The sequence below is a fragment of the uncultured Martelella sp. genome, assembly GCF_963677965.2.
Lineage (GTDB): Bacteria > Pseudomonadota > Alphaproteobacteria > Rhizobiales > Rhizobiaceae > Martelella > Martelella mangrovi.
In genome coordinates this window covers 45861-64124 of sequence record NZ_CAXXFM010000002.1, presented here as the reverse complement: position 1 = coordinate 64124, position 18264 = coordinate 45861, and the positions used below count along the sequence as shown (strand labels likewise).

Genomic DNA, 18264 nt, shown 5'->3' with positions numbered 1-18264 from the left:
CGATTCACGAATTTGTTATCGGTCCGCATGCAGTCGACAAGTTCGTCACAGGCGCGCGTGACGCCTGGAGTTCAGGGCCTGTCGGGCTTTCATGAATCCAGCACATGACCGACTTGTGAATCTGAAGCATTATTCTGAAAATCCCGGGAGCCATGTTCGGATCGCGGTTGGAATTCCAACCCTCAAGGTTGCGCCATCAGGCCGCCCCAGTGTTTACGAACAGGAGACGACCGGAAATGAAACGAACCCTACTCACACTTGCTGTCCTTCTCGCCGCCGCCCCGACGGCCTTCGCACAATCAATGGAAATCAGCCGCCACGCGGAGCGTGCCGGACAAATCGGCGATGCCGAAGTCTTTACCGGGACCTCCTATGTGGCGCCGGTTTTCCCGCCGGTAATGGGCGACGTCAATGCCGGTGAGGTTACCTTCCTTCCAGGCGCCCGCTCCGCATGGCACACACACCCGGCCGGCCAGATCCTGGTCGTGACCTCCGGCACCGGATGGGTCCAGGAACGCGGCCAGGAAAAGCAGATCATGAGCGCCGGCGACGTTGTCTGGTGCCCGCCGGATGTCGAGCACTGGCATGGCGCGACCGATACGACTTCGGTAACCCATTACGCCATTCAGAAAGCCGTCGATGGCTCGGCCGTTGACTGGGGCGCGCATGTTATCGATGAAGAATATGGCGGTTAAATCCGCCGTCCTGCTGCGCGGCCTTTTCAGGGCCGCGCTTCTCCCGCCAGCACCGTCGCTTCGAAGCCGGTGCTTGAGGACCGCGATTGCCCGTAAGGCAAGGAAAGCATGATTGAAGGTCTGGATCGCTACGGCTGATTTTCTGCGGCAGATAGGCCACAGCCCGAATTCGGTATCGGGTCGGAAACAAAGCTGATACCGTAATCCGGCGTGTCAGACCGTTCTGTCTTCCCGGGCCAGAGCAATCTCCGCCTTGTCGGCCGTCGGTTTCTCGCCTGGACGACAACACCAGCATCTGACAACACAAGAGCACAGGCATTTCGGCTCATTGGCCGCGGACTTTGACACAAGCGGCCCCTCGATGAATTCATTCCCAGACACTTCGACGCACCTTGGCGCAAAGATGCCGGGTTGACTCAAGGTCAGTTCAAAGCCACACCTTGGCTCATGAACAACACGCGTTTCCATCTCCGCTCTCAACGGGTTCGCCTCATCGTAGGCAAATAGCCCCCGGCCTGGTCGCGTCGCGCCCCGGTCGCGGGGCACAGGCATTTTGCCACCGGGCGCTCGAAACAGCGCCTGTCAAGCGACACAAATCCTTAAATAGCAGAGATAATGCCCGCGCTCGCGGCGTTCATTTTGCTGATGATCTCAGCAAGGAGATGGACTGTGCCTTCAAACCAAAAGAAACTGCGCAAACCTGCCATTGTTCTGACGAAAACCGACCACAAGCGCCTTCTGCTTCTTGCCGAACGCTTTGCCGATCAGAATGCAGAGATTGCCGATTTTCTTCTCAGCGAACTCGAACGCGCTCGTATCGTTGAAGACGAACGCATTGCTACTGATGTGGTGCGTATGGGCTCGTCTGTTCATTTCACGACCGATCTCGGCGAAGACCGACAGGTAACGCTGGTTTATCCCGGAAAGGCCGATATCGCTGAAGGCAAGATTTCCGTTCTGACGCCCATCGGCGCAGCGTTGATCGGTCTGAAAGCCGGGCATTCAATCGACTGGACGACGCGAGACGGCCGGGTCTGCCGCTTGACGGTGGAATCGGTCAACCAGCCGCAAGACCCGGCCGAGCTTTAGGCCCTGCCCTCTTTGAACACGCTATCCGGTTTGTTGCCCCTGAAGGGCAATGGGCTGTTCATCCGCCGTGAACGATCAGCCCGCAAAGCCTCAGTCCCCAGACGCTCCGTCGAGCGAGAACAGAAACACAATGTCTGCTAACCTCAACCTGGATCAGCCCCGCAGCCGGGCAGAATTTTCTCAAGGCCTGATATGGGTCGCGCTGAGCATGGCCGCTTTTATCGGGATGTCCGTCGGCTCCCGCGAACTCGCCACGTCATTATCCATCAGGCAGGTCCTGTTCTTCCGCGCACTCGTCGGCCTGGGCATCATTATCGTCCTGGCTAGACAATTCCTGCCCGAGATAAGGCAGGCAAAAATGGTCCGTCTGCACATTATCCGCAATATCGTCCACTTTACGGGGCAGTATTTCTGGACAATCGGCGTCGTTCTCCTGCCGCTGGCATCGGTTTTCGCACTGGAGTTCACGATGCCGATCTGGGTCGCTTTCTTCGCCTGGCTTTTCCTCAAGGAAAAGCTGACCCGTCCACGCATTCTGGCCACCCTTGGCGGGTTCCTCGGTGTATTGGTCATTGCACGCCCGGGCCTTGGAATGATTGATCCGGCGGCGAGCCTCGTCCTGCTGGCCGCTGCGTTTTACGCCCTGGCTCTGATCTGCGTGAAAGAGCTGACACGTGAGTGTTCGCCCGGCGTGATTGTTGTCTGGATGATCCTGATCCAGCTACCCTTGGGTTTTGTTTTCGCACTCACGGACTGGCAGCCGGTCAGTTGGACCGATGTGCCGTGGATGCTGGTCGCCGGCATTGGCGCGCTCAGTGCCCATTTCTGCCAGGCACAGGCCCTCAAAAGGCTCGAAGCATCGGTCGTCATACCCATCGATTTTCTGCGCGTGCCCCTGGCGGCCATTGTTGGTTACTACGCCTATGGCGAAGCCATCGACCTTTGGGTTTTCCTCGGCGGAGCAATAATCCTGCTTTCGAACTATCAGGCGGTTCTCAGGGAGCGCCGGAGATACACAGGCAAATAGGATTGGTGCATAGCCGTGCTATAAGGCGGTACCTGATTGCGGAAATTGTAAACCAGCCCGTAAACCGGCTACCATTTGTGCAGCGCAATAAACCTAACCACCTGCCAATGAAGCATAAGAGTGCACACCGAATCAATTTCCGGCATTTAAAGCAAAAATAACATATGATATCAATAACTTATAGAGAACCCATGAAGCCCCAAGCATAAGCATGCAGATATGAAGCATAAACGTGCACACCCTTGAAAAGCCCACCAGATCATCCGCATGAAAAAAGGCCCGCTATGGGCGGACCTTCTCGCATTCAATATTCGGAGACTGTCTGGGTCAGTCTTCCTCGTTGAGAATCTCCAGTAGTCTGTCCGGCTCAAAAAGCTCTTGATAGTCTGGAGCAGTAAACGGCGAAAAATCTCTGGGCGTCCCATGCATTTCAGCGAACGCGTCAATAAAGTGATCCAGTGAAATCTGGGCCTCACCAGCCCGTTTGCATCGGATGAAGGCAGCGATGATCAACTCGATAACGAGTCCCCAGCGATTTCCGCAAGCGTGGGAAAGACGTTGAAAGAAATCGGTGCTCGACAGAGGGGCGAAATCGATTTCGGCCTTCTTCGCGTATGCGTAGGCAAGTCCATTCAGCTCGTCGAGGTCAGCCTTGGGGTCAATTGGGCGAAAACGGACTGGCCGCAACAGATGTCTCAGTTGCCGGCGCTCTTCTGGCCCCACCAGTTCAACATGCTGAGACAGGGCGTCGACGCCGGACAGGATCAGGATCATTGGCCAGCGAGGTTCCTTCATCAGTGCCTTGAAGTTATCGAGCATGGTACGGTTCGTGGCACCGCCGGTATCGGTGAAAGCATGCTGTGCCTCGTCGTAATGAATGCCGATGACGCCGTTTCGTTCGGCCTGCTCGAGGACCATTTCCCAGATCTGAAAAGGGGATTTCGCCTTTCCGGAGGCAGGATAGTCAAGCGCTTCCAATGTCGAACTGCCCAGATCCTTCAACGAGTTCCGCGCCCACAGCCGGAGCTGGATAAACCGAGCCGGCCGACCGTCTGGCATCGGTGTGGCGCTGTCATTAAACGCCCTGATCAGGTGATCGATTTCATGCGACTTTCCCATTCGCGATTTTCCGGTAACGAGAAGACCCCGCGCTTCAAATGTTCTGCCGGTCATTGCTTTCGCATAATAGTCCTCAAGACAACTGTTGAATTGCGTCCGCAGCTCCTGCGCTCGTGGAAACGGATACCCTTTGTCGAAGCCCGGTTCTTCGAGCCCCTCAACACCATCGAAGTCACGCGCCGTTTCGAAGAGCACCTTCGAAAGCTGCGGGAGGCAAAGCTCTCGCCGGAAGAGCGGGAGAAGGAGGACTGGCAGAGAGCCGCTGATACAGTTACCCGTAAGGATCATGCGCGCATCAGGCGCCGGGTCGACCGACTTGAACAGAACCGCCACCGCGCTTCCGGATTTTCGCATCTCAAGGCCGATGATCGTCAGCAGATCGAGATGCTTTCAAGCGGTGTTGAATTGCGCCGCATCACTGTGTCCGGCCGTGACGGCATGACCATCGGCACCGTGCACGCGTTGCAGGGCGCTGAACGGCCCGTGGTGATCTTCTCGCCGGTTTACTCCAAGCACGCAGATGGCGGCTTCATCGACGCCTCGCCAAGCATGTTGAACGTGACCGTATCGCGCGCCAAGGACAGCTTCCTCGTCTTCGGCGACATGGATGTCCTCGCCACGGCCCGCAGCGGCTCCCCCCGTGCGTTGCTGTCCGAATTCCTGGCCACCAAGGGCAAGGCGTTGGATTTCGCCATGGAACCCCGTGAAGACCTGACACGGGGCGAGGCAAGAATCGAAATGCTTCAACAGGCGGCTGAGCACGACGCCTTCTTGCTGGATGCACTGAGAGGCGAAGGTCGTAGATACGTGATCGTCAGCCCCTGGGTCGTAGCCGGAACAATCGAGCGGACCGGCCTACTGGACGCTATGGCAACGGCACGCCAGCGTGGTGCCGAAATTGAAGTCTTTGCCGACCCATTGCTAAATACCGGCCCTGCAGCGGGCGGGCTCAGCCAGATAGAGGCTGTTAAGAGCAGGCTTTCAGAAATTGGCGTCGCGATGCACAGGGTCCCTAAACTGCACAGCAAGATCGTGACCGTCGACAAAGATCTTCTTTGCGCTGGATCGTTCAACTGGCTCAGCGCCGATCGCAATGGACAATACGCCCGGCACGAAACTTCTTTTGTCTACCGCGGCCCTCACCTCGAAGAGGAAATCAAGATCATCCGCGCCGGCCTTTTGCATAGGGCAGAGTAGAATTCGGCCCGCTACGGGCATTCGAACAACGTACGACGGACGGCTGCTTTGCAGATATAACAAAAATCCTGCGAAAGTCCGAGATGGAGCTCCATATCCGTCCTGTTTTGGTTCATCGCTTTCACGATACTGATCACTTACTTCGATCAGGCTTACGCGGGAGACTCTGCTCCCTATTGCTTTTGCCTGAAGCGGGATGGGACACTGCCTGTTGCACGGCGAAACATTGCAGCGAATGAGGCGGAACTGTCGTAGCCGAGGTCGAATGCAATGCGGGTCACCTGATCACCTGCGGACAGCCGCGAAATGGCAGCCAGCACACAGGCTCTGCTGCGCCATTCGACGAAGCTCAGGCCGGAGCCTGCACGAAATACCCGGGTGAAGTTACGCCTGCTCATATTCAGGGCGGCACACCAGTCGTCCAGTTTTGCGTGGACATTCGGCGCGGCGCTGAAAGCCAGGCAGTGGTTCCTCAACGGGCCGACGGGCGGCAATGGAAGCGTCAGCGGAACGACTGGCTGGCTTGCGATTTCCAGCAATACCAGTTCAGACATCAGTCTTCGCTTGCTCTCCTCAGTCCCGGTGGTATCCGCAAGCGCATCAAGCAGGGCCCTGAGAAGCGTCCCCACCTCAAGGACAACGCAATGTCGTGGCATCTGAGGCAATAGCGTCGGCTTGAGGTAAAGACTGCGCATATTCACTTCGCCAACCATCCTGACTTCGTGCGGTGTCTCAGCCGGGATCCAGAGTGCAGCATCGGGCGGCATCATCCACAGGCCAGACTGTGTGGTCACGATCGCGGTTCCGGTCAGTCCATAGAGGAGTTGCGAGCGTTCATGACGATGCTCTTCCAGATGGCTGCCATCGGCATATCGCCGTCCGAGGGCAATAATGTCCTCTGGTCCAGTAATGTCTTCGGTCATGGCTCACTCGCGATGTTTTTTGGCTCATCATAGATATCATTGCGGAACAGGCGCGGGCAAGAATGCTGGGAACCAACGGGAGTTTCCAATGTCCAGTCAAACCACGGTCTCCGCCCGGGGGCATGATGAAGGCCGGTTCCGGCTTTCCGGCATCGCCGCCTCTCACTTTCTGAACGATCTGATGCAGGCCTTGCTGATCGCAAGCTATCCGCTATTGCGCACGGAGCTTTCCCTCGACTTTCTGCAGATCGGCATGCTCAGCCTGACTTATCAGGTCACGGCTTCGGTGCTGCAACCGACCGTCGGCGCACTGACGGATCGTCGTGCGCAGCGATGGAGCCTGGCTTTCGGTATGGCGCTGAGCGGCGTTGGCATCCTCATGCTCGGGTTGGCCGGGAGTTACGCGCATCTCCTGATTTCCAGCCTGTTTCTCGGCCTCGGGTCTGCGGTTTTTCATCCCGAAGCGGCGCGCCTGGCCCGCAAATGGGCACGCGAAAAAGTTGGCTGGGGCCAATCACTGTTCCAGCTCGGTGGCAGTCTCGGCACCATGGCGGGACCATTGCTGACAGCGGCGATCGTACTACCCTATGGTCAGGGCTCGATCACATGGTTCCTGCTCGTTGCCTTGATCGGCGTATTTCTGACTGTGCGGATCACTGCAGCGGAGCCGGATCAGATAACTCATGCAGCGACGCGACCGTCCGGCGACCCGGTTGGTCGGCAAACATCACCCGCTGCGCGACCGGCAGGCCAACTCACGCTCCTGTTTGTTCTCGTCTGCGCGAAATACATCTATATCGCCTGCTTTAGTAGCTTCCTGGTTTTCTATCTGGAGGCGACACTCGGCTTTCCCGCTTCGAAAGGGCTTATCGTCCTTTTTGGCTTTCATGCGGCGGTTGCGGGGGGAGGCCTTATAGGTGGCGCCTTCAGCGATCGGCTCGGTACGGCGCGCGTCATAGCCTTTTCGTTTTGGGGGGCAGCGCCCTTCGCACTGGCTTTTCCCTATTTGGGGCAGGTCGGGGCGATAGCGGCGGCAATCACGGCGGCTGCGGTCATTGCCTCGGCCTTTCCCGCGATCATTGTTCACGCCCAAAGTCTGGTGCCGGCACGTATAGGCATGATCTCCGGCCTGTTCTACGGCACGGCTTTCGGCATCGGCGGCCTCGCCTCTGCCGTATTCGGCTGGCTGGCAGACGCCACCAGCGTCCACACCATCTTCGTCTGGTCTGCCTGGCTGCCGCTGGCCGGTGTCCTGACAGTTCTACTCCGCAATTCCAAACCGGAAGCGAGGTAACGTCAGTAGTTTTCCTGGCCGTAGGAACAAGCGTGCTCCAATTAATATCGGCTTTTCCGCGTTCGCCAATCCGGATCAACGGCCTCGAAACCAGCGTACCGATCTTGATCTTGACGAGATCACAGCCTCGAAGCTTGCTGTCTATGGCGAGATCAAACAGGGCGCGATCACGCATTCACCCTTCGCGATCGAGAAAGAAGCGGATCGCCCAGATCTGGCGCTGCTTCAGGGGTTTCTTTACACCGGCCATTCGTCCGGCGTTCCATGCAGGCCTGCCGCAAGCGGCAGGATCATACTGTGCTATTCCCATGTTTATACTCCTTTGGCCACCATTGGCCGCCAGGAGGATAGGCGAACATGATAAACCCAACGGGGCCGGGAGCGGTCGGTCCGCTTGCTTCTGATTGTACGACGAAAAGGGCCTCCTCAGTCTGCCAGGTGAGTGAGATATCGCTAGTCCATGGCGATTCCGGGAAGCCAAAGGGTTAACGGTGGCCAGTAGGCGATCAGAGCGAGAAGAAACAGAAGCGGCAGCATCAAGGGCAGAATGGCCCGGGCGATGTTCTCTATCGGACGATCTGCGATTTTCGATGCAATGAACAGTCCGACGCCCATGGGCGGAGTGGCAATGCCGATTGAAAGCGCGAGTGTCAGGAGCACGCCAAACTGGATCCGGTCGACGCCGAACTGGTCGAGCACCGGAAGCAGCATCGGCACCAGAATGATCTTGGCAGGCACGCTCTCGATGAAGCAGCCGATCACCAGCAAGGACAGCGCGAGGATGGCGATGAACACAGGCTTGCTGTCGGTGTTGGCGATGGTGAAGTCTGCAAGTGCTTGCGGAAGCGCCTGAATTGCGACCAGCCATCCGACCAGAGCGGAAAAGCCGACAATGATCATGATGAAGGTCGTCGTCGTTACGGTTGATCGGGCCGCTTTCCAGATGTCATGCCAGCTCAGGCTACGATAGAAAAAGCCGAGCAACAGCGTCCACAGACATGCCAGAACGCCGGCTTCGGTCGCAGTCGTTACGCCTGTGAAGATGGCACCGAGAATGATGGCGGGCGAAACCAGTGCCCCGATGCCATGGATGGCGGTCTTTCCAATTTCCGGCAGCGACGTGGGCTCTTCGCGAGGCATTTCCTGGCGCTTCGCAAGCCATGCAACGTTTGCCATCATCAGTGCCGCAAGCAGCAGGCCGGGAAGCAGCGTCGCCAGAAACAGGCGTGCTACGGATGTTTCTGAAAGGTAGGCGTAGACGATCAGTCCGATCGACGGTGGGATCAGCGGGCCAAGCATCGAGCTGGCGATGGTAAGCGCGGCGGCAAAGTCGGCGTTATATCCGCGCTGCCGCATGGCCTTGATTTCGATCGTGCCGAGGCCGGCAATATCGGCAAGCGCGGAGCCGGAAGCGCCCGAAAAGATCAGTGAAGCCAGGACATTGACATGCGCCAGACCGCCTCGGAAACGACCGACCAAAGCTGATGCGAAGGCAAATATCCGGTCCGAAACACCGGCCGCATTCATCAGATTACCGGCCATGATGAAGAACGGGATTGCCAGAAGCGTGGACGCGTCAACGCCTTCCAGTATCTGCTGCGGTACGAGAAAGGATGTGCTGGCGAAACCGGCATAGAGAAATGCGGCGATCGCCGAACAGGCGAGTGCCCTGATAACCGGTATCCCAAGGACCATGAGCGCGATGAAGCCGCCGAAGAGAATAACGCCGGTCATGCCTGCTGCTCCGCTTCCTGACCGGCAAGCCGTGTCGCTAACTGGATGATCGAATCGAGCATCAGCGCAGCGCAGGAGATGAACAAAGGCACGGACAACCAGTAACGCTCCAGACCGACCATCGGCAGTGCGCCGACCTGCGAGGCGATGACCCGTGGTGCCTGAAACAGCAGGAAGCCCGTCAGGAGAAAGGTCAGAAGGTCGGTCGAAAGGGCGATGACCTTCTGACCGGCAGGTCCCATGCGGTTGGTCAGGAACTCGACGGCTACGTCGCTGCCCATGTGGCAAAGAGGGAAGAAACCGACAAACACCATCCAGACGAACAACAGCATCGTCCACGGCAGAACCGGGCCGATATCAGTTCCCATCGTGAGCCTGTAGAGGATGTTGGCGGCATTCAGCGCCAAGATCACGATGAGGATGACTGTCGCGGCCTGCTGAAAACGTTCAGCAAGAACGTCGAACAGATGTCCGAGGCGCTTCAACATTGTCGGTCCCTTCCCGCATGTCGCTTTCTTTACTGAGCGGACCTGCTTGCTTCAACGGCCGCGAGGAAGCCTTCCGGCAACGCGCCGGCCTGATCCTTCTCGTCGTAGAATTGCTGCATCTTTTCGACAAGCGGGCCTGTTTCCATCTTGCTGAAGGTCACGCCTTCGCCCTGCATGCGTTCGATGGAGGCATCGACGGAATTCTCAACGAGTTCCGTGCCGTAGGCCGAGGCTTCGACATAGGCCTTCTGCAGCGCTTCCTGATCCTTTTCGCTGAGCGCGTCATAGGCGTCCGTATTCATCATGAAGCCGACGCTTTGCCAGTATTCGTCGTGCTCGGCAACATTCTTGGCGACTTCCTGGAAACGCGTGCTCTCAACCAGCGAAATCGGGCTGTTGACGGCATCGATCATCGAGCGCGACAAGCCCTGATAGACCTCGCTCCAGGCCATGATACGGACATCGGCACCGAGATATTGCCAGGCTTCGACAGCCAGCTCGTCAGGGTGCATGCGAAGACGGAGGCCGGCAAGATCATCGATCGTATGCACCGGCTTGGTGGAGACGATCACCCGGTACGGACCGCGCAGGAAGATCGTGGGATCGCCAAGGACGGCGACATTGGCATCTTCGGCAATACCATCGAACCAGCCATTGACGAGATCGGAATGCATGAAGCGCACCCAATGATCACGATCCTCGAACAGGAACGGTGCGTTCATATAGGCAATATCGGGGTTCCACTTGATCAGCCGCACGAGGCCGGCCGACTGGATCTGGATGACGTTGCTGGAAAGCTGTTCCATCACGGCATCAGTCTTGCCGAGCTGTTCAAACGGAAAGAGCTGGATGGTCAGGTCGCCGTCGGAATATTCTTCCACGAGCTCGGCGAACCGCTGGATACCCTGGCCTTCCGGGCTCTCCAGACTCTGGTCGACGGCCATGCGCCAGGTCTCCGCGAGTGCTGCGGATGAAGCCAGGGCAAGCCCGAGCGTGAGGCCAGCGGCCATGAGGCCGCGCGTCATCTTGTTGGTCTTCATGATATTCCCCTTTTCGCTTTGTGTTGGGTCTTTTCACTATCGGATTTGGTTCGATGCCTGGTCTTGGGGGCGCTCGCCTCTGATCCGCCGCAGATGGCGTTCCACAAGGTCATCGGCGGCATCGACATCGAGTGGTTCTGTCCGCGCGGACAGTTCGGGCTGGATCGCCCGCACGAGCTGGTTTCGGGTCGCGGTCGTTTCCTGCAGCAGCCGGTTGGCCAGATGAATGCGTACCGGTTCGGGTCGAAGACGATCGAACGCCAGGCGTTCCGGCCCGAAAACGATGTCCGTGACGTCGCCGTTTGCGGACTGGCGTCCCTTGCGCTCCCGTCCGGTCGCATCTGTATTTATCGTGCCATCGGCAATCACCACGCCATAAGCCTCTTTCGCCATTTCATGGCTCACCAGTCCCTGCTCGACATCGGCGAGCACCAGTTCCGGATCGCGGTCGAAAGCCGGTCCGTAACTGCCGCCGGCAGGTGTTTCAACGGTCAGGATATCGCCCTCCTGCAGCGGCAGGACGGTGATCCGGTCTATCATCTCAGAGGTGCCGTCTTTATGGGCCAGCGAGATTTTGGCAAGCCTTCCGGGCTCACCGCCCTTCACACCCCAGGGACGGAAGTGAAAGCGGTTCATGCCGCGCGCGGTAATCTCAGCACTGATGCCTGTACTTTCGAGCTCCAGCACGACCGCCGCTCCGCTGCGGTATTTCCCGGGAGCCTGGCTGTCTGGAAGCAGTTCAAAGCGACGCACGCGCAGCACCGTCTCGGCCTCCACGATTTCTGCAGGAACCGATTTGAGGCCACCAACGCGGCCATCAATGCCGTCAATGCCATCACGGACCTGGCGTCCACCGCCACCGCCACAGATCGGATTGACCACGGTGACGCGTTCCTTGCCGGTCACGGGATCGATGGCGTTGACCACGACGATGCCCGCCATGCCGGCGCCAGCCGCCATCAGGCCGTTCGGCAGTGCCTTGTTGAGACAGCCGATGACTGCATCATAGACGCGCAGGCCCGAGGCCACGCGCGAGCCCATTGCCGCCGGCGGTTCCGCATTGATCAGGCTGCCGCGCGGGGCGTTCATGGTCATCGGGCGCAGCAGGCCGGCATTCTTCGGGGCGTCCGGCGCGCGCGTCAGGATGAGGTTCATCAGGCCCTGAACGATATAGGGATGAGGCCGCTCGCCACAGATGAAATTATAGGCCGAGGGCATCTGCGGATCGGTGCCGGTAAAATCGAAATCCACGGCATCGCCATCAACAGTCATGTTGACGCGAACCTGGAAAAACTCGCCCTGTCCCAGACCTTCGACAAAATCGGAAAAGTCATAGCTGCCGTCGGGTATGTCGCGGATGACGTTGCGGGCCTTGCGCTCGGCAAGCGCCATGACATCCTGCATGCCGGCCTCGACATCAGCGGTTCCGAAGCGGTCACAGAGACCGTTCAGCCGCTCGTCCATGCTCGCCATAGCGGCCAGCATGGCCTTCATATCGCCCCAGACGTCTTCCGCAGCGCGTGAATTGTCGAACAGGATGTTCTTGATGGTTTCGTTGACCTTGCCGGCCTTGACCAGATGGACCGGTCGCAGCCGGATACCTTCCTGGTAGGATTCGGTGAAGGACGGTGAAATACTGCCGGCAACCGCACCGCCGATATCGGAGGCATGGACGAACGACCAGGCAAAGGCGATCAGCCGGCCTTCCCGAAAGATCGGACGCAGCATGGTAACGTCCATCTGGTGGGTCACCACGCCATCAGAGGCGAAGGGATCATTGGTGAGGATCACGTCCCCGGGCTCAAGGCTATCGAAATCGAGCCAGCGCAGCACACCATGAAGCGGGAGACCGATAAAGGTGGTCACGCCCGAACCCGAGGGGTAGGCGAAGATGTCCCCTTCAGGCGTTGCAAGCGCACACTGATAGTCCTGCACCAGTTTCACGAAGGTCGTATGGGCCGTGCGATGCAGCGTGGACGAGGCTTCCTCGACGACCGCCGAAAAGCGGCTGTACATAATCGCGGTGCGGATCGGATCCATGGTCAGTCCTGCCTTTCGATGATCAATTCGCGCTGCGCGCCGAGGCGGGCGACAAATCCTGGTGGCACCAGCGTCGTTGCATCGTCCTGCTCGATGATGGCCGGACCGGGGATCGCATCATCTGCGTCCATGCCATCACGATGGAATGCAGAGGCATTGGCATGGAATTCGCCGCCAATGCGCAGATCGCGCGCGGCAAGCTGACGTGTACTGCCGGACGACATACGCTTGCGCCCCGTTCCCTTCGGTCCGGCAAGGCTGCCGCGAATGCGGGCACGAAGCGTCATGAATTCGACCGCAGCGTCAGGATCGGAATGGGAATAGAGCCGCTTGTGCTCGGCGTGGAAAAGCGCAAATGCAGCCTCAACATTGCCGGCGCGCGCGGAAGCGTCGAGCACGACATCGATGTCGAAGGATTGGCCCGCATAGCGCATGGCCGCGACATATTCGATATCGGTATCGAGGATCATCCGGGCATCGATCTGTTCGGCAAGCCAGGCGCGTGCCTCGCTTTCCAGACGGTCAAGCGCCGTGGCCAGCGCCCCGCCTGCCAGCGAGCGACGGTGGACATTTTCCACCACATCATGCGTGAGCGCGCTGATGAGCCCGCCAAAGGCGCAGAAGACGGACGAAGTCTGCGGCACAACGATACGCGGAACGCCGATTTCGGCGGCGAGGAGTGGCCCGTGAACACCGCCGGCACCGCCGAAAAGCACCATGCTCAGCACTTCGGGGTTCATGCCAAGCCTTGCGAGATAAGGCATGACGGCGGCGACCATATTGGCTGTCGCGACCCGGATCGCTGCTTCGGCCGCCGCCTCTATGCTGATGTCGAGTGCGTCGGCCACCGGCTGCATCGCCCTTACAGCTGCGTCCCGGTCAAGGGGCATCTGGCCGCCGAGGAAATGCTTCTCATCGATATAATTGCAGAGCAGATAGGCATCCGTCAGCGCCGGCCGCGTGCCGCCACGGCCGTAGCAGGCGGGACCAGGATAAGACTGGGTGCTTTGCGGACCAACGGAAAGAACGCCATCGCGCACTGCAATCACCGAGCCGCCGCCCGCGCCGATTGCCTCGATCCCGGTCACCGGCATGGAAAGCGGGAAATCACCGACCTCCGCATCGCGTGAGACTGTCGGCTGGCCATAGCGGATCAACGACATGTCCGTGCTGGTGCCGCCCATATCAAATGTCAGCAGGTCATCAATCTTTGCCAGACGACCGAGGAAACTGGCGGCAGCGACACCGGAGGCCGGGCCGGACAACAGCGTGTGAACCGGCTCGCGCTTGGCCTCGGCCGTCGACATGGCGCCACCGTTCGACTGTGTCACGAACAGATGCGCCCGGCCATGGCGCGAGGCCATGTGGTCTTCGATCGCGGTCAGATAGTCGCTCATCCGCTTCTTGACGAAGCTGTTGAGCAGCGCGATCAGCGCCCTCTCATATTCGCCGATCTGCGGCCAGATATCGGATGACAGGCTGACATCCATGCCGGGAACCGTCTTTTGAACGATTTCGCGGGCGCGGCGCTCATGACCGGCATTTCTGAAGCTGTTGATGAAGGCGATCGCGATGCTTTCGATGCCGGCCTTTTCGGCCTGCCGCGCGGCCTCCGCAATGGCGACCTCGTCAAGTTCCTCAATCTCGCGGCCATGCGCATCGATACGGCCTGCGACGGGAAAGACAAACTGGCGTGGCACCAGAGGCGTCGGCCGGTCATTGAAGAGGCCCGTTGGGTCCTTCAGTCTGAGGCGCTGCAGCCCCATAATGTCATGAAAGCCTTCCGTCGTCAGAAGGCCCAGACGCGAACCGGCGCGTTCGATCACCATGTTGGTGCTGACGGTCGTGCCGTGCATCAGCATGACCGCTTCATCGGCGCCGGGCTTCATCGCGTCAATGATCCGGTCGAAGCCTTCACAAACGGTACGATCGAAATTGGGAGGGCTCGAAGGCAGCTTGAACGACAGGACGACTTCGTCTTCACCTTCGCGCCAGGCAACGAAATCAGTGAAGGTGCCGCCAATGTCGATGCCGATACGGATCATGAATTATTCTCTCTGCGTCACATCAAAAAGCCCAGACACGGGGAATGTGCCGGTCAGGCGGGTGCATTCGTCGTGTCTGTTGAGATCGATGTTACGGAGCGGTTCTGTGCTTCACAATCACAGGAGAACCGATAGCAGATATAAGAAATTCTTATATCTTCACCTGGACTTCAGTTCTTTCTGCTAGCCGACAGACGCCGGCAGACCGGCGTAACCGAGATCGCCCATGCCGGGTCCTTCTCCAGCTCGCAGACAGCCGCAGCCAGCATGGATGTGGCCGCTTCGACAGCGCGCCCCGGCGCCCGATCGGAGGGTTCCGCCAGGATGACCTCACGCTCGAGGACGGGATTGGTGAACGGTGCCCAACTGAGCTGCATTTGTTCGGCGTTGGCGATTGTGACCGATTGCGGCTGGATCGCGTATCCGAGACCTTCAGAGGCAATGGAGCGCATTGAACTCCCGGAATCGGATTCCAGGAAAAGCGCGATGCGGATTCCTGATTGTTCTGCCGCAAGATCGACAACCGTGCGGATCCCATAAGGCCGGCTTGGCAGGATGAGAGGCAGACGGCTGAGTTCCCTGAATTCGATCGGTTTTGCCGGATCAAGTCCAGCGGACCGCTTGGCGATCAAAACGAGGGGTTCGCTGAACAGGGGCGTAAGCTTGAAATGAAGCTTCTGCACTGGCCCATAGAGAAGCGCGAGATCGACTTCGCCCTTCTGGAGCCATTCGATCATGTGCAGCGGGTGCCCCTCGATGATCCGGATCAGAAGGGCGGAATGTTGCCTGGCTGTCGTCGCACTCAACGTCTTGGTCGCCCATGGGCCGAGTGACGGCGGCACTGCGATGGTAACACGGCCGCTCACTTCGGTGTTGTTGCTGGCGCGGTAGATCGCACGGTCAAGCGCCGACAGCGGCTCAGCAATCGCCCTGGCAAATGCCTCGCCTTCTGCGGTCAACTCCATTCCGCGCCCGGTCCTGTGAAACAGCGTCGTCTGCAGGCTGGCTTCGATCTCGCGCACCGCCTGGCTGAGCGAAGGCTGCGAACGCCGCATGAGATCCGCCGCCCGGCTAAGAGATTTGACTTCAGCAACGCATAAAAAAATCCGCAAATGCTTGATATCAATCATCTTCGATTGCGATCCCTCGTCAGCCGTCATGGGGCGGTTATTCCAAGGTAGAGGCGTATCAAAGTTTAGGATAGCTGCAAAACAGTCTTCCATTGCTGACGAGGAAAAGAAGCCGGCTCAATCGAGTGACTTGGCCCAAGCAAAGAAAAGTGGGCTTTTCTCTGCTTCCCGAAAGTCGGATTGTTCCTGATCATAGGTCTCCACGACTGGGTTGCGGCCAGACAAGCGAAGGCACGTCCGTATTTGGGAGCCAATTTCGTGTCTCCAACGACCAACATGGGCGCGGTCGGCGGATCGGTCTAAACGGCAACAGGAGGGGCTGCGGGTTTCCGAGCATCAGCCCTGCGTGTCAAGGGTCGCAGAACCCGGCAAACTATTGCTATCCAGAACGCACACATGATGTTATTCGGCGGCTGACAAAGGTGGTGACCATGACGCCGAATGCCGATTCCAGTAATACATCCCCGATCGCCGCCATACATTCGGCCCTTGCCTCCGCCCTCGCGGCCAAAGGCTATAGCGCGCTGACACCGGTTCAAACGGCGATGACGAATAAAGAGCACGGTGACGCCGATCTCTTGGTCTCGGCGCAGACTGGCTCGGGGAAGACGGTCGCCTTCGGCATCGCAATCGCGCCGACGCTGCTCGGGTTTGATGCGCAATTCGACGCCGCTGCCGCGCCGCTCGGTCTGGTCATCGCGCCGACACGCGAACTGGCCATTCAGGTCCAAAGGGAGCTCGATTGGCTTTATGCGGCCGCGAAGGTCAGGATCGCAACCTGCGTGGGCGGCATGGACATGCGCAGCGAACGCCGTGCGCTCGAGCGCGGCGCCCATATCGTCGTCGGCACACCCGGCCGCCTGCGCGATCACATCATGCGGGGCGCGCTGGACCTCGGCGCCATTCGCGCGGTTGTGCTGGACGAAGCTGACGAGATGCTGGATCTCGGGTTTCGCGACGACCTGGAATTCATTCTCGGCGCCGCGCCTGAGGAGCGTCGCACATTGCTGTTTTCGGCGACCGTGCGGCGCGGTATCGCCGAACTGGCGAGGACCGTGCAGAAGAACGCGGTGCGCATCGAGACGACCGCATCCACCGAGCAACATGCCGACATCGAATATCAGTTGATGGTGGTGCGTCGCGACGAGCGCGAACATGCCATCATCAATACGCTGCTCGATACCGATAGCTCAAGCGCGCTGGTGTTCTGCCACACGCGTGAAGCGGTTCGTCATCTCACGGCGCGGCTGGCAAATCGTGGTTTCGCGGTGGTTTCGCTTTCGGGTGAAATGGCGCAGTCGGAGCGGTCGAATGCGCTGCAATCGATGCGTGACGGGCGCGCGCAAGTCTGCGTGGCGACCGATGTCGCGGCACGCGGCATCGACCTTCCGAACCTTGACCTCGTCGTCCACGCTGATCTGCCGAGCACCCCGGAGACGCTGCTGCATCGCTCCGGCCGAACCGGCCGCGCAGGTCGAAAGGGCGTATGCGTGCTCATTGTTCCGGAAAACAGGCGTGGCGCGGTTCGGCGCGTGCTCGCATTGGCCAAGCTGACGGCGACCGTTCGTGCAGCACCCGGCATTGCCGAAATCGAGGCGCGCTACCGCCGGCGGATCATGGATGCCGCAGCCTCTTCTACGCCGCCCGAAGGACCGGAGGCAGAATTCGTGGCCGAATTGCTGAACCGGGTGGGGCCTGAGCGGATCGCAGCGGCTTTCCTTCGTCAGCAATTGGCCGCCCGCCCTGTTCCCGAAGACCTCTTGCCGTTGCCCGCCGAAGCGCTTGAGAACAAGACCTCCGCTCTCGCCCGCCGGTCTGCAGACAAGCAAGGGACGGTTCGCGAGCCGCGCGGTGCGGACATGCAGGACGGCGTATGGTTTACCATCTCGCTCGGGCGCAGGCAGCGCGCCGATCCTAAATTCCTGCTGCCGATGATATGCAACGCTGGCGGCGTGACCAAGCGCGATGTCGGCAAGATCAAGATCGATGAGACTGAAACCCGTTTCGAAATTTCGGCCAACAAGGCCGCCGGTTACGCGAAACAGATCAAGCAACCCGGCAGTCTCGAGAAAGGCATCAAGATCGCGCCTGCCGGTGAGACACGCGAAAAATCGAGACAAGCGAAACCGAAATTCAAGCAGGACAGCAAGCCGGCCCGCAAACACCATGTTCCGCCGGCCGATCGCCGCAAGACGTCGAAAAACAAGAGCAGCAAACCGAAGCGCCCCGCCTGATCGGGCACTTTTGCCCTGCGCCGCCCAGATGGCTGCTTTCGGAAACCGCGCACCACCAATCCAACGACCGAACTGAAGACATGAAGTCATGTCCGCTTTTTGACGTACGCGGACTAGCTCTCGACGGCTGAATTGGGGGCGCGAAGCGGTCATGGAGGCCGACCGTGGTCTATGGCAGCTGTTTCTTCACCCACTGCCAAGTCCGGACA

At 59.2% G+C, this 18264-nt stretch carries 14 protein-coding genes and 1 pseudogene; 6 read left to right on the top strand and 9 right to left on the bottom strand.

The genetic code is table 11. From position 1 onward, the window contains the following. The first annotated feature begins 236 nt into the window (after positions 1-236). From ACHZCU_RS17545 to ACHZCU_RS17535, 3 genes are all read left to right on the top strand, one after another. On the top strand, positions 237-695 hold the full coding sequence (locus ACHZCU_RS17545; RefSeq protein WP_319519881.1) for a cupin domain-containing protein: 459 nt from the start codon (positions 237-239) through the stop codon (positions 693-695). A gap of 669 nt (positions 696-1364) precedes the next feature. After that, the gene (rnk, locus tag ACHZCU_RS17540) at positions 1365-1784 is read left to right on the top strand and encodes a nucleoside diphosphate kinase regulator (protein WP_319519880.1); all 420 of its coding nucleotides are present in this window, start codon (positions 1365-1367) and stop codon (positions 1782-1784) included. 130 nt (positions 1785-1914) lie between these two features. Continuing rightward, positions 1915-2811 carry a DMT family transporter gene (locus tag ACHZCU_RS17535; protein WP_319519879.1) on the top strand — a complete coding sequence of 299 codons (897 nt, stop codon included), beginning with the start codon at positions 1915-1917 and terminating at the stop codon, positions 2809-2811. 327 nt (positions 2812-3138) lie between these two features. Here the strand turns inward: ACHZCU_RS17535 and ACHZCU_RS17530 are convergent, their stop codons facing one another. Next, positions 3139-3930: a hypothetical protein gene (locus ACHZCU_RS17530; RefSeq protein WP_319519878.1), complete on the bottom strand. Its 792-nt coding sequence runs from the start codon at positions 3928-3930 to the stop codon at positions 3139-3141. Between ACHZCU_RS17530 and ACHZCU_RS17525 the strand changes: the two genes are divergently transcribed. Beyond that, positions 3916-5127: an AAA domain-containing protein gene (locus ACHZCU_RS17525; RefSeq protein ID WP_319519877.1), complete on the top strand. Its 1212-nt coding sequence runs from the start codon at positions 3916-3918 to the stop codon at positions 5125-5127. The genes ACHZCU_RS17530 and ACHZCU_RS17525 overlap by 15 nt on opposite strands. A 173-nt stretch (positions 5128-5300) precedes the next feature. On the opposite strand, the gene ACHZCU_RS17520 is transcribed toward ACHZCU_RS17525, so the two are convergent. Continuing rightward, positions 5301-6050 (bottom strand): helix-turn-helix transcriptional regulator, encoded by a 750-nt coding sequence (locus tag ACHZCU_RS17520; RefSeq protein WP_319519876.1) that lies wholly within the window; start codon positions 6048-6050, stop codon positions 5301-5303. Between ACHZCU_RS17520 and ACHZCU_RS17515 the strand changes: the two genes are divergently transcribed. Then, positions 6019-7344, top strand: coding sequence for an MFS transporter (locus ACHZCU_RS17515; RefSeq protein WP_319519875.1), 1326 nt, complete (start codon positions 6019-6021; stop codon positions 7342-7344). The genes ACHZCU_RS17520 and ACHZCU_RS17515 overlap by 32 nt on opposite strands. Before the next feature lie 70 nt (positions 7345-7414). Here the strand turns inward: ACHZCU_RS17515 and ACHZCU_RS17510 are convergent. The 7 genes and pseudogenes from ACHZCU_RS17510 to ACHZCU_RS17480 all read right to left on the bottom strand — a co-directional run. Beyond that, positions 7415-7654: pseudogene (locus tag ACHZCU_RS17510) on the bottom strand (integrase); the annotation flags it as partial. A 143-nt stretch (positions 7655-7797) separates the two neighbouring features. Beyond that, positions 7798-9078, bottom strand: coding sequence for a TRAP transporter large permease (locus ACHZCU_RS17505; RefSeq protein WP_319519874.1), 1281 nt, complete (start codon positions 9076-9078; stop codon positions 7798-7800). Further along, positions 9075-9566: a TRAP transporter small permease subunit gene (locus tag ACHZCU_RS17500; protein ID WP_319519873.1), complete on the bottom strand. Its 492-nt coding sequence runs from the start codon at positions 9564-9566 to the stop codon at positions 9075-9077. Before ACHZCU_RS17500 ends, ACHZCU_RS17505 begins: the two co-directional genes overlap by 4 nt. A gap of 29 nt (positions 9567-9595) precedes the next feature. Then, entirely contained in the window at positions 9596-10606 is a 1011-nt protein-coding gene (locus ACHZCU_RS17495; RefSeq protein WP_319519872.1) for a TRAP transporter substrate-binding protein, read from the bottom strand. A gap of 36 nt (positions 10607-10642) precedes the next feature. Continuing rightward, positions 10643-12646, bottom strand: a complete 2004-nt coding sequence (locus ACHZCU_RS17490) for a hydantoinase B/oxoprolinase family protein (protein ID WP_319519871.1) — start codon at positions 12644-12646, stop codon at positions 10643-10645. Between the two features lie 2 nt (positions 12647-12648). Then, a complete protein-coding gene (locus ACHZCU_RS17485; RefSeq protein WP_319519870.1) occupies positions 12649-14691 on the bottom strand; it encodes a hydantoinase/oxoprolinase family protein in 2043 nt (680 codons plus the stop codon). A gap of 170 nt (positions 14692-14861) precedes the next feature. Next, positions 14862-15914 carry a LysR family transcriptional regulator gene (locus ACHZCU_RS17480; RefSeq protein WP_394706127.1) on the bottom strand — a complete coding sequence of 351 codons (1053 nt, stop codon included), beginning with the start codon at positions 15912-15914 and terminating at the stop codon, positions 14862-14864. A gap of 338 nt (positions 15915-16252) precedes the next feature. On the opposite strand from ACHZCU_RS17480, the gene ACHZCU_RS17475 reads away from it, so the two are divergent. Next, entirely contained in the window at positions 16253-18055 is a 1803-nt protein-coding gene (locus ACHZCU_RS17475) for a DEAD/DEAH box helicase (protein ID WP_319520120.1), read from the top strand. The last annotated feature ends 209 nt before the right edge of the window (positions 18056-18264 follow it).

Bases quoted from the DNA above. Each gene is read 5' to 3' on its own strand.
- ACHZCU_RS17505 (WP_319519874.1), bottom strand. From the start codon at position 9,078: ATGACCGGCGTTATTCTCTTCGGCGGCTTCATCGCGCTCATGGTCCTT.
- ACHZCU_RS17515 (WP_319519875.1), top strand. From the start codon at position 6,019: ATGTCCTCTGGTCCAGTAATGTCTTCGGTCATGGCTCACTCGCGATGT.
- ACHZCU_RS17490 (WP_319519871.1), bottom strand. From the start codon at position 12,646: ATGGATCCGATCCGCACCGCGATTATGTACAGCCGCTTTTCGGCGGTC.
- ACHZCU_RS17525 (WP_319519877.1), top strand. From the start codon at position 3,916: ATGCGACTTTCCCATTCGCGATTTTCCGGTAACGAGAAGACCCCGCGC.
- ACHZCU_RS17545 (WP_319519881.1), top strand. From the start codon at position 237: ATGAAACGAACCCTACTCACACTTGCTGTCCTTCTCGCCGCCGCCCCG.
- ACHZCU_RS17495 (WP_319519872.1), bottom strand. From the start codon at position 10,606: ATGAAGACCAACAAGATGACGCGCGGCCTCATGGCCGCTGGCCTCACG.
- ACHZCU_RS17475 (WP_319520120.1), top strand. From the start codon at position 16,253: ATGACGCCGAATGCCGATTCCAGTAATACATCCCCGATCGCCGCCATA.
- ACHZCU_RS17500 (WP_319519873.1), bottom strand. From the start codon at position 9,566: ATGTTGAAGCGCCTCGGACATCTGTTCGACGTTCTTGCTGAACGTTTT.
- ACHZCU_RS17520 (WP_319519876.1), bottom strand. From the start codon at position 6,050: ATGACCGAAGACATTACTGGACCAGAGGACATTATTGCCCTCGGACGG.
- ACHZCU_RS17480 (WP_394706127.1), bottom strand. From the start codon at position 15,914: ATGGAAGACTGTTTTGCAGCTATCCTAAACTTTGATACGCCTCTACCT.
- ACHZCU_RS17485 (WP_319519870.1), bottom strand. From the start codon at position 14,691: ATGATCCGTATCGGCATCGACATTGGCGGCACCTTCACTGATTTCGTT.
- ACHZCU_RS17535 (WP_319519879.1), top strand. From the start codon at position 1,915: ATGTCTGCTAACCTCAACCTGGATCAGCCCCGCAGCCGGGCAGAATTT.
- ACHZCU_RS17530 (WP_319519878.1), bottom strand. From the start codon at position 3,930: ATGGGAAAGTCGCATGAAATCGATCACCTGATCAGGGCGTTTAATGAC.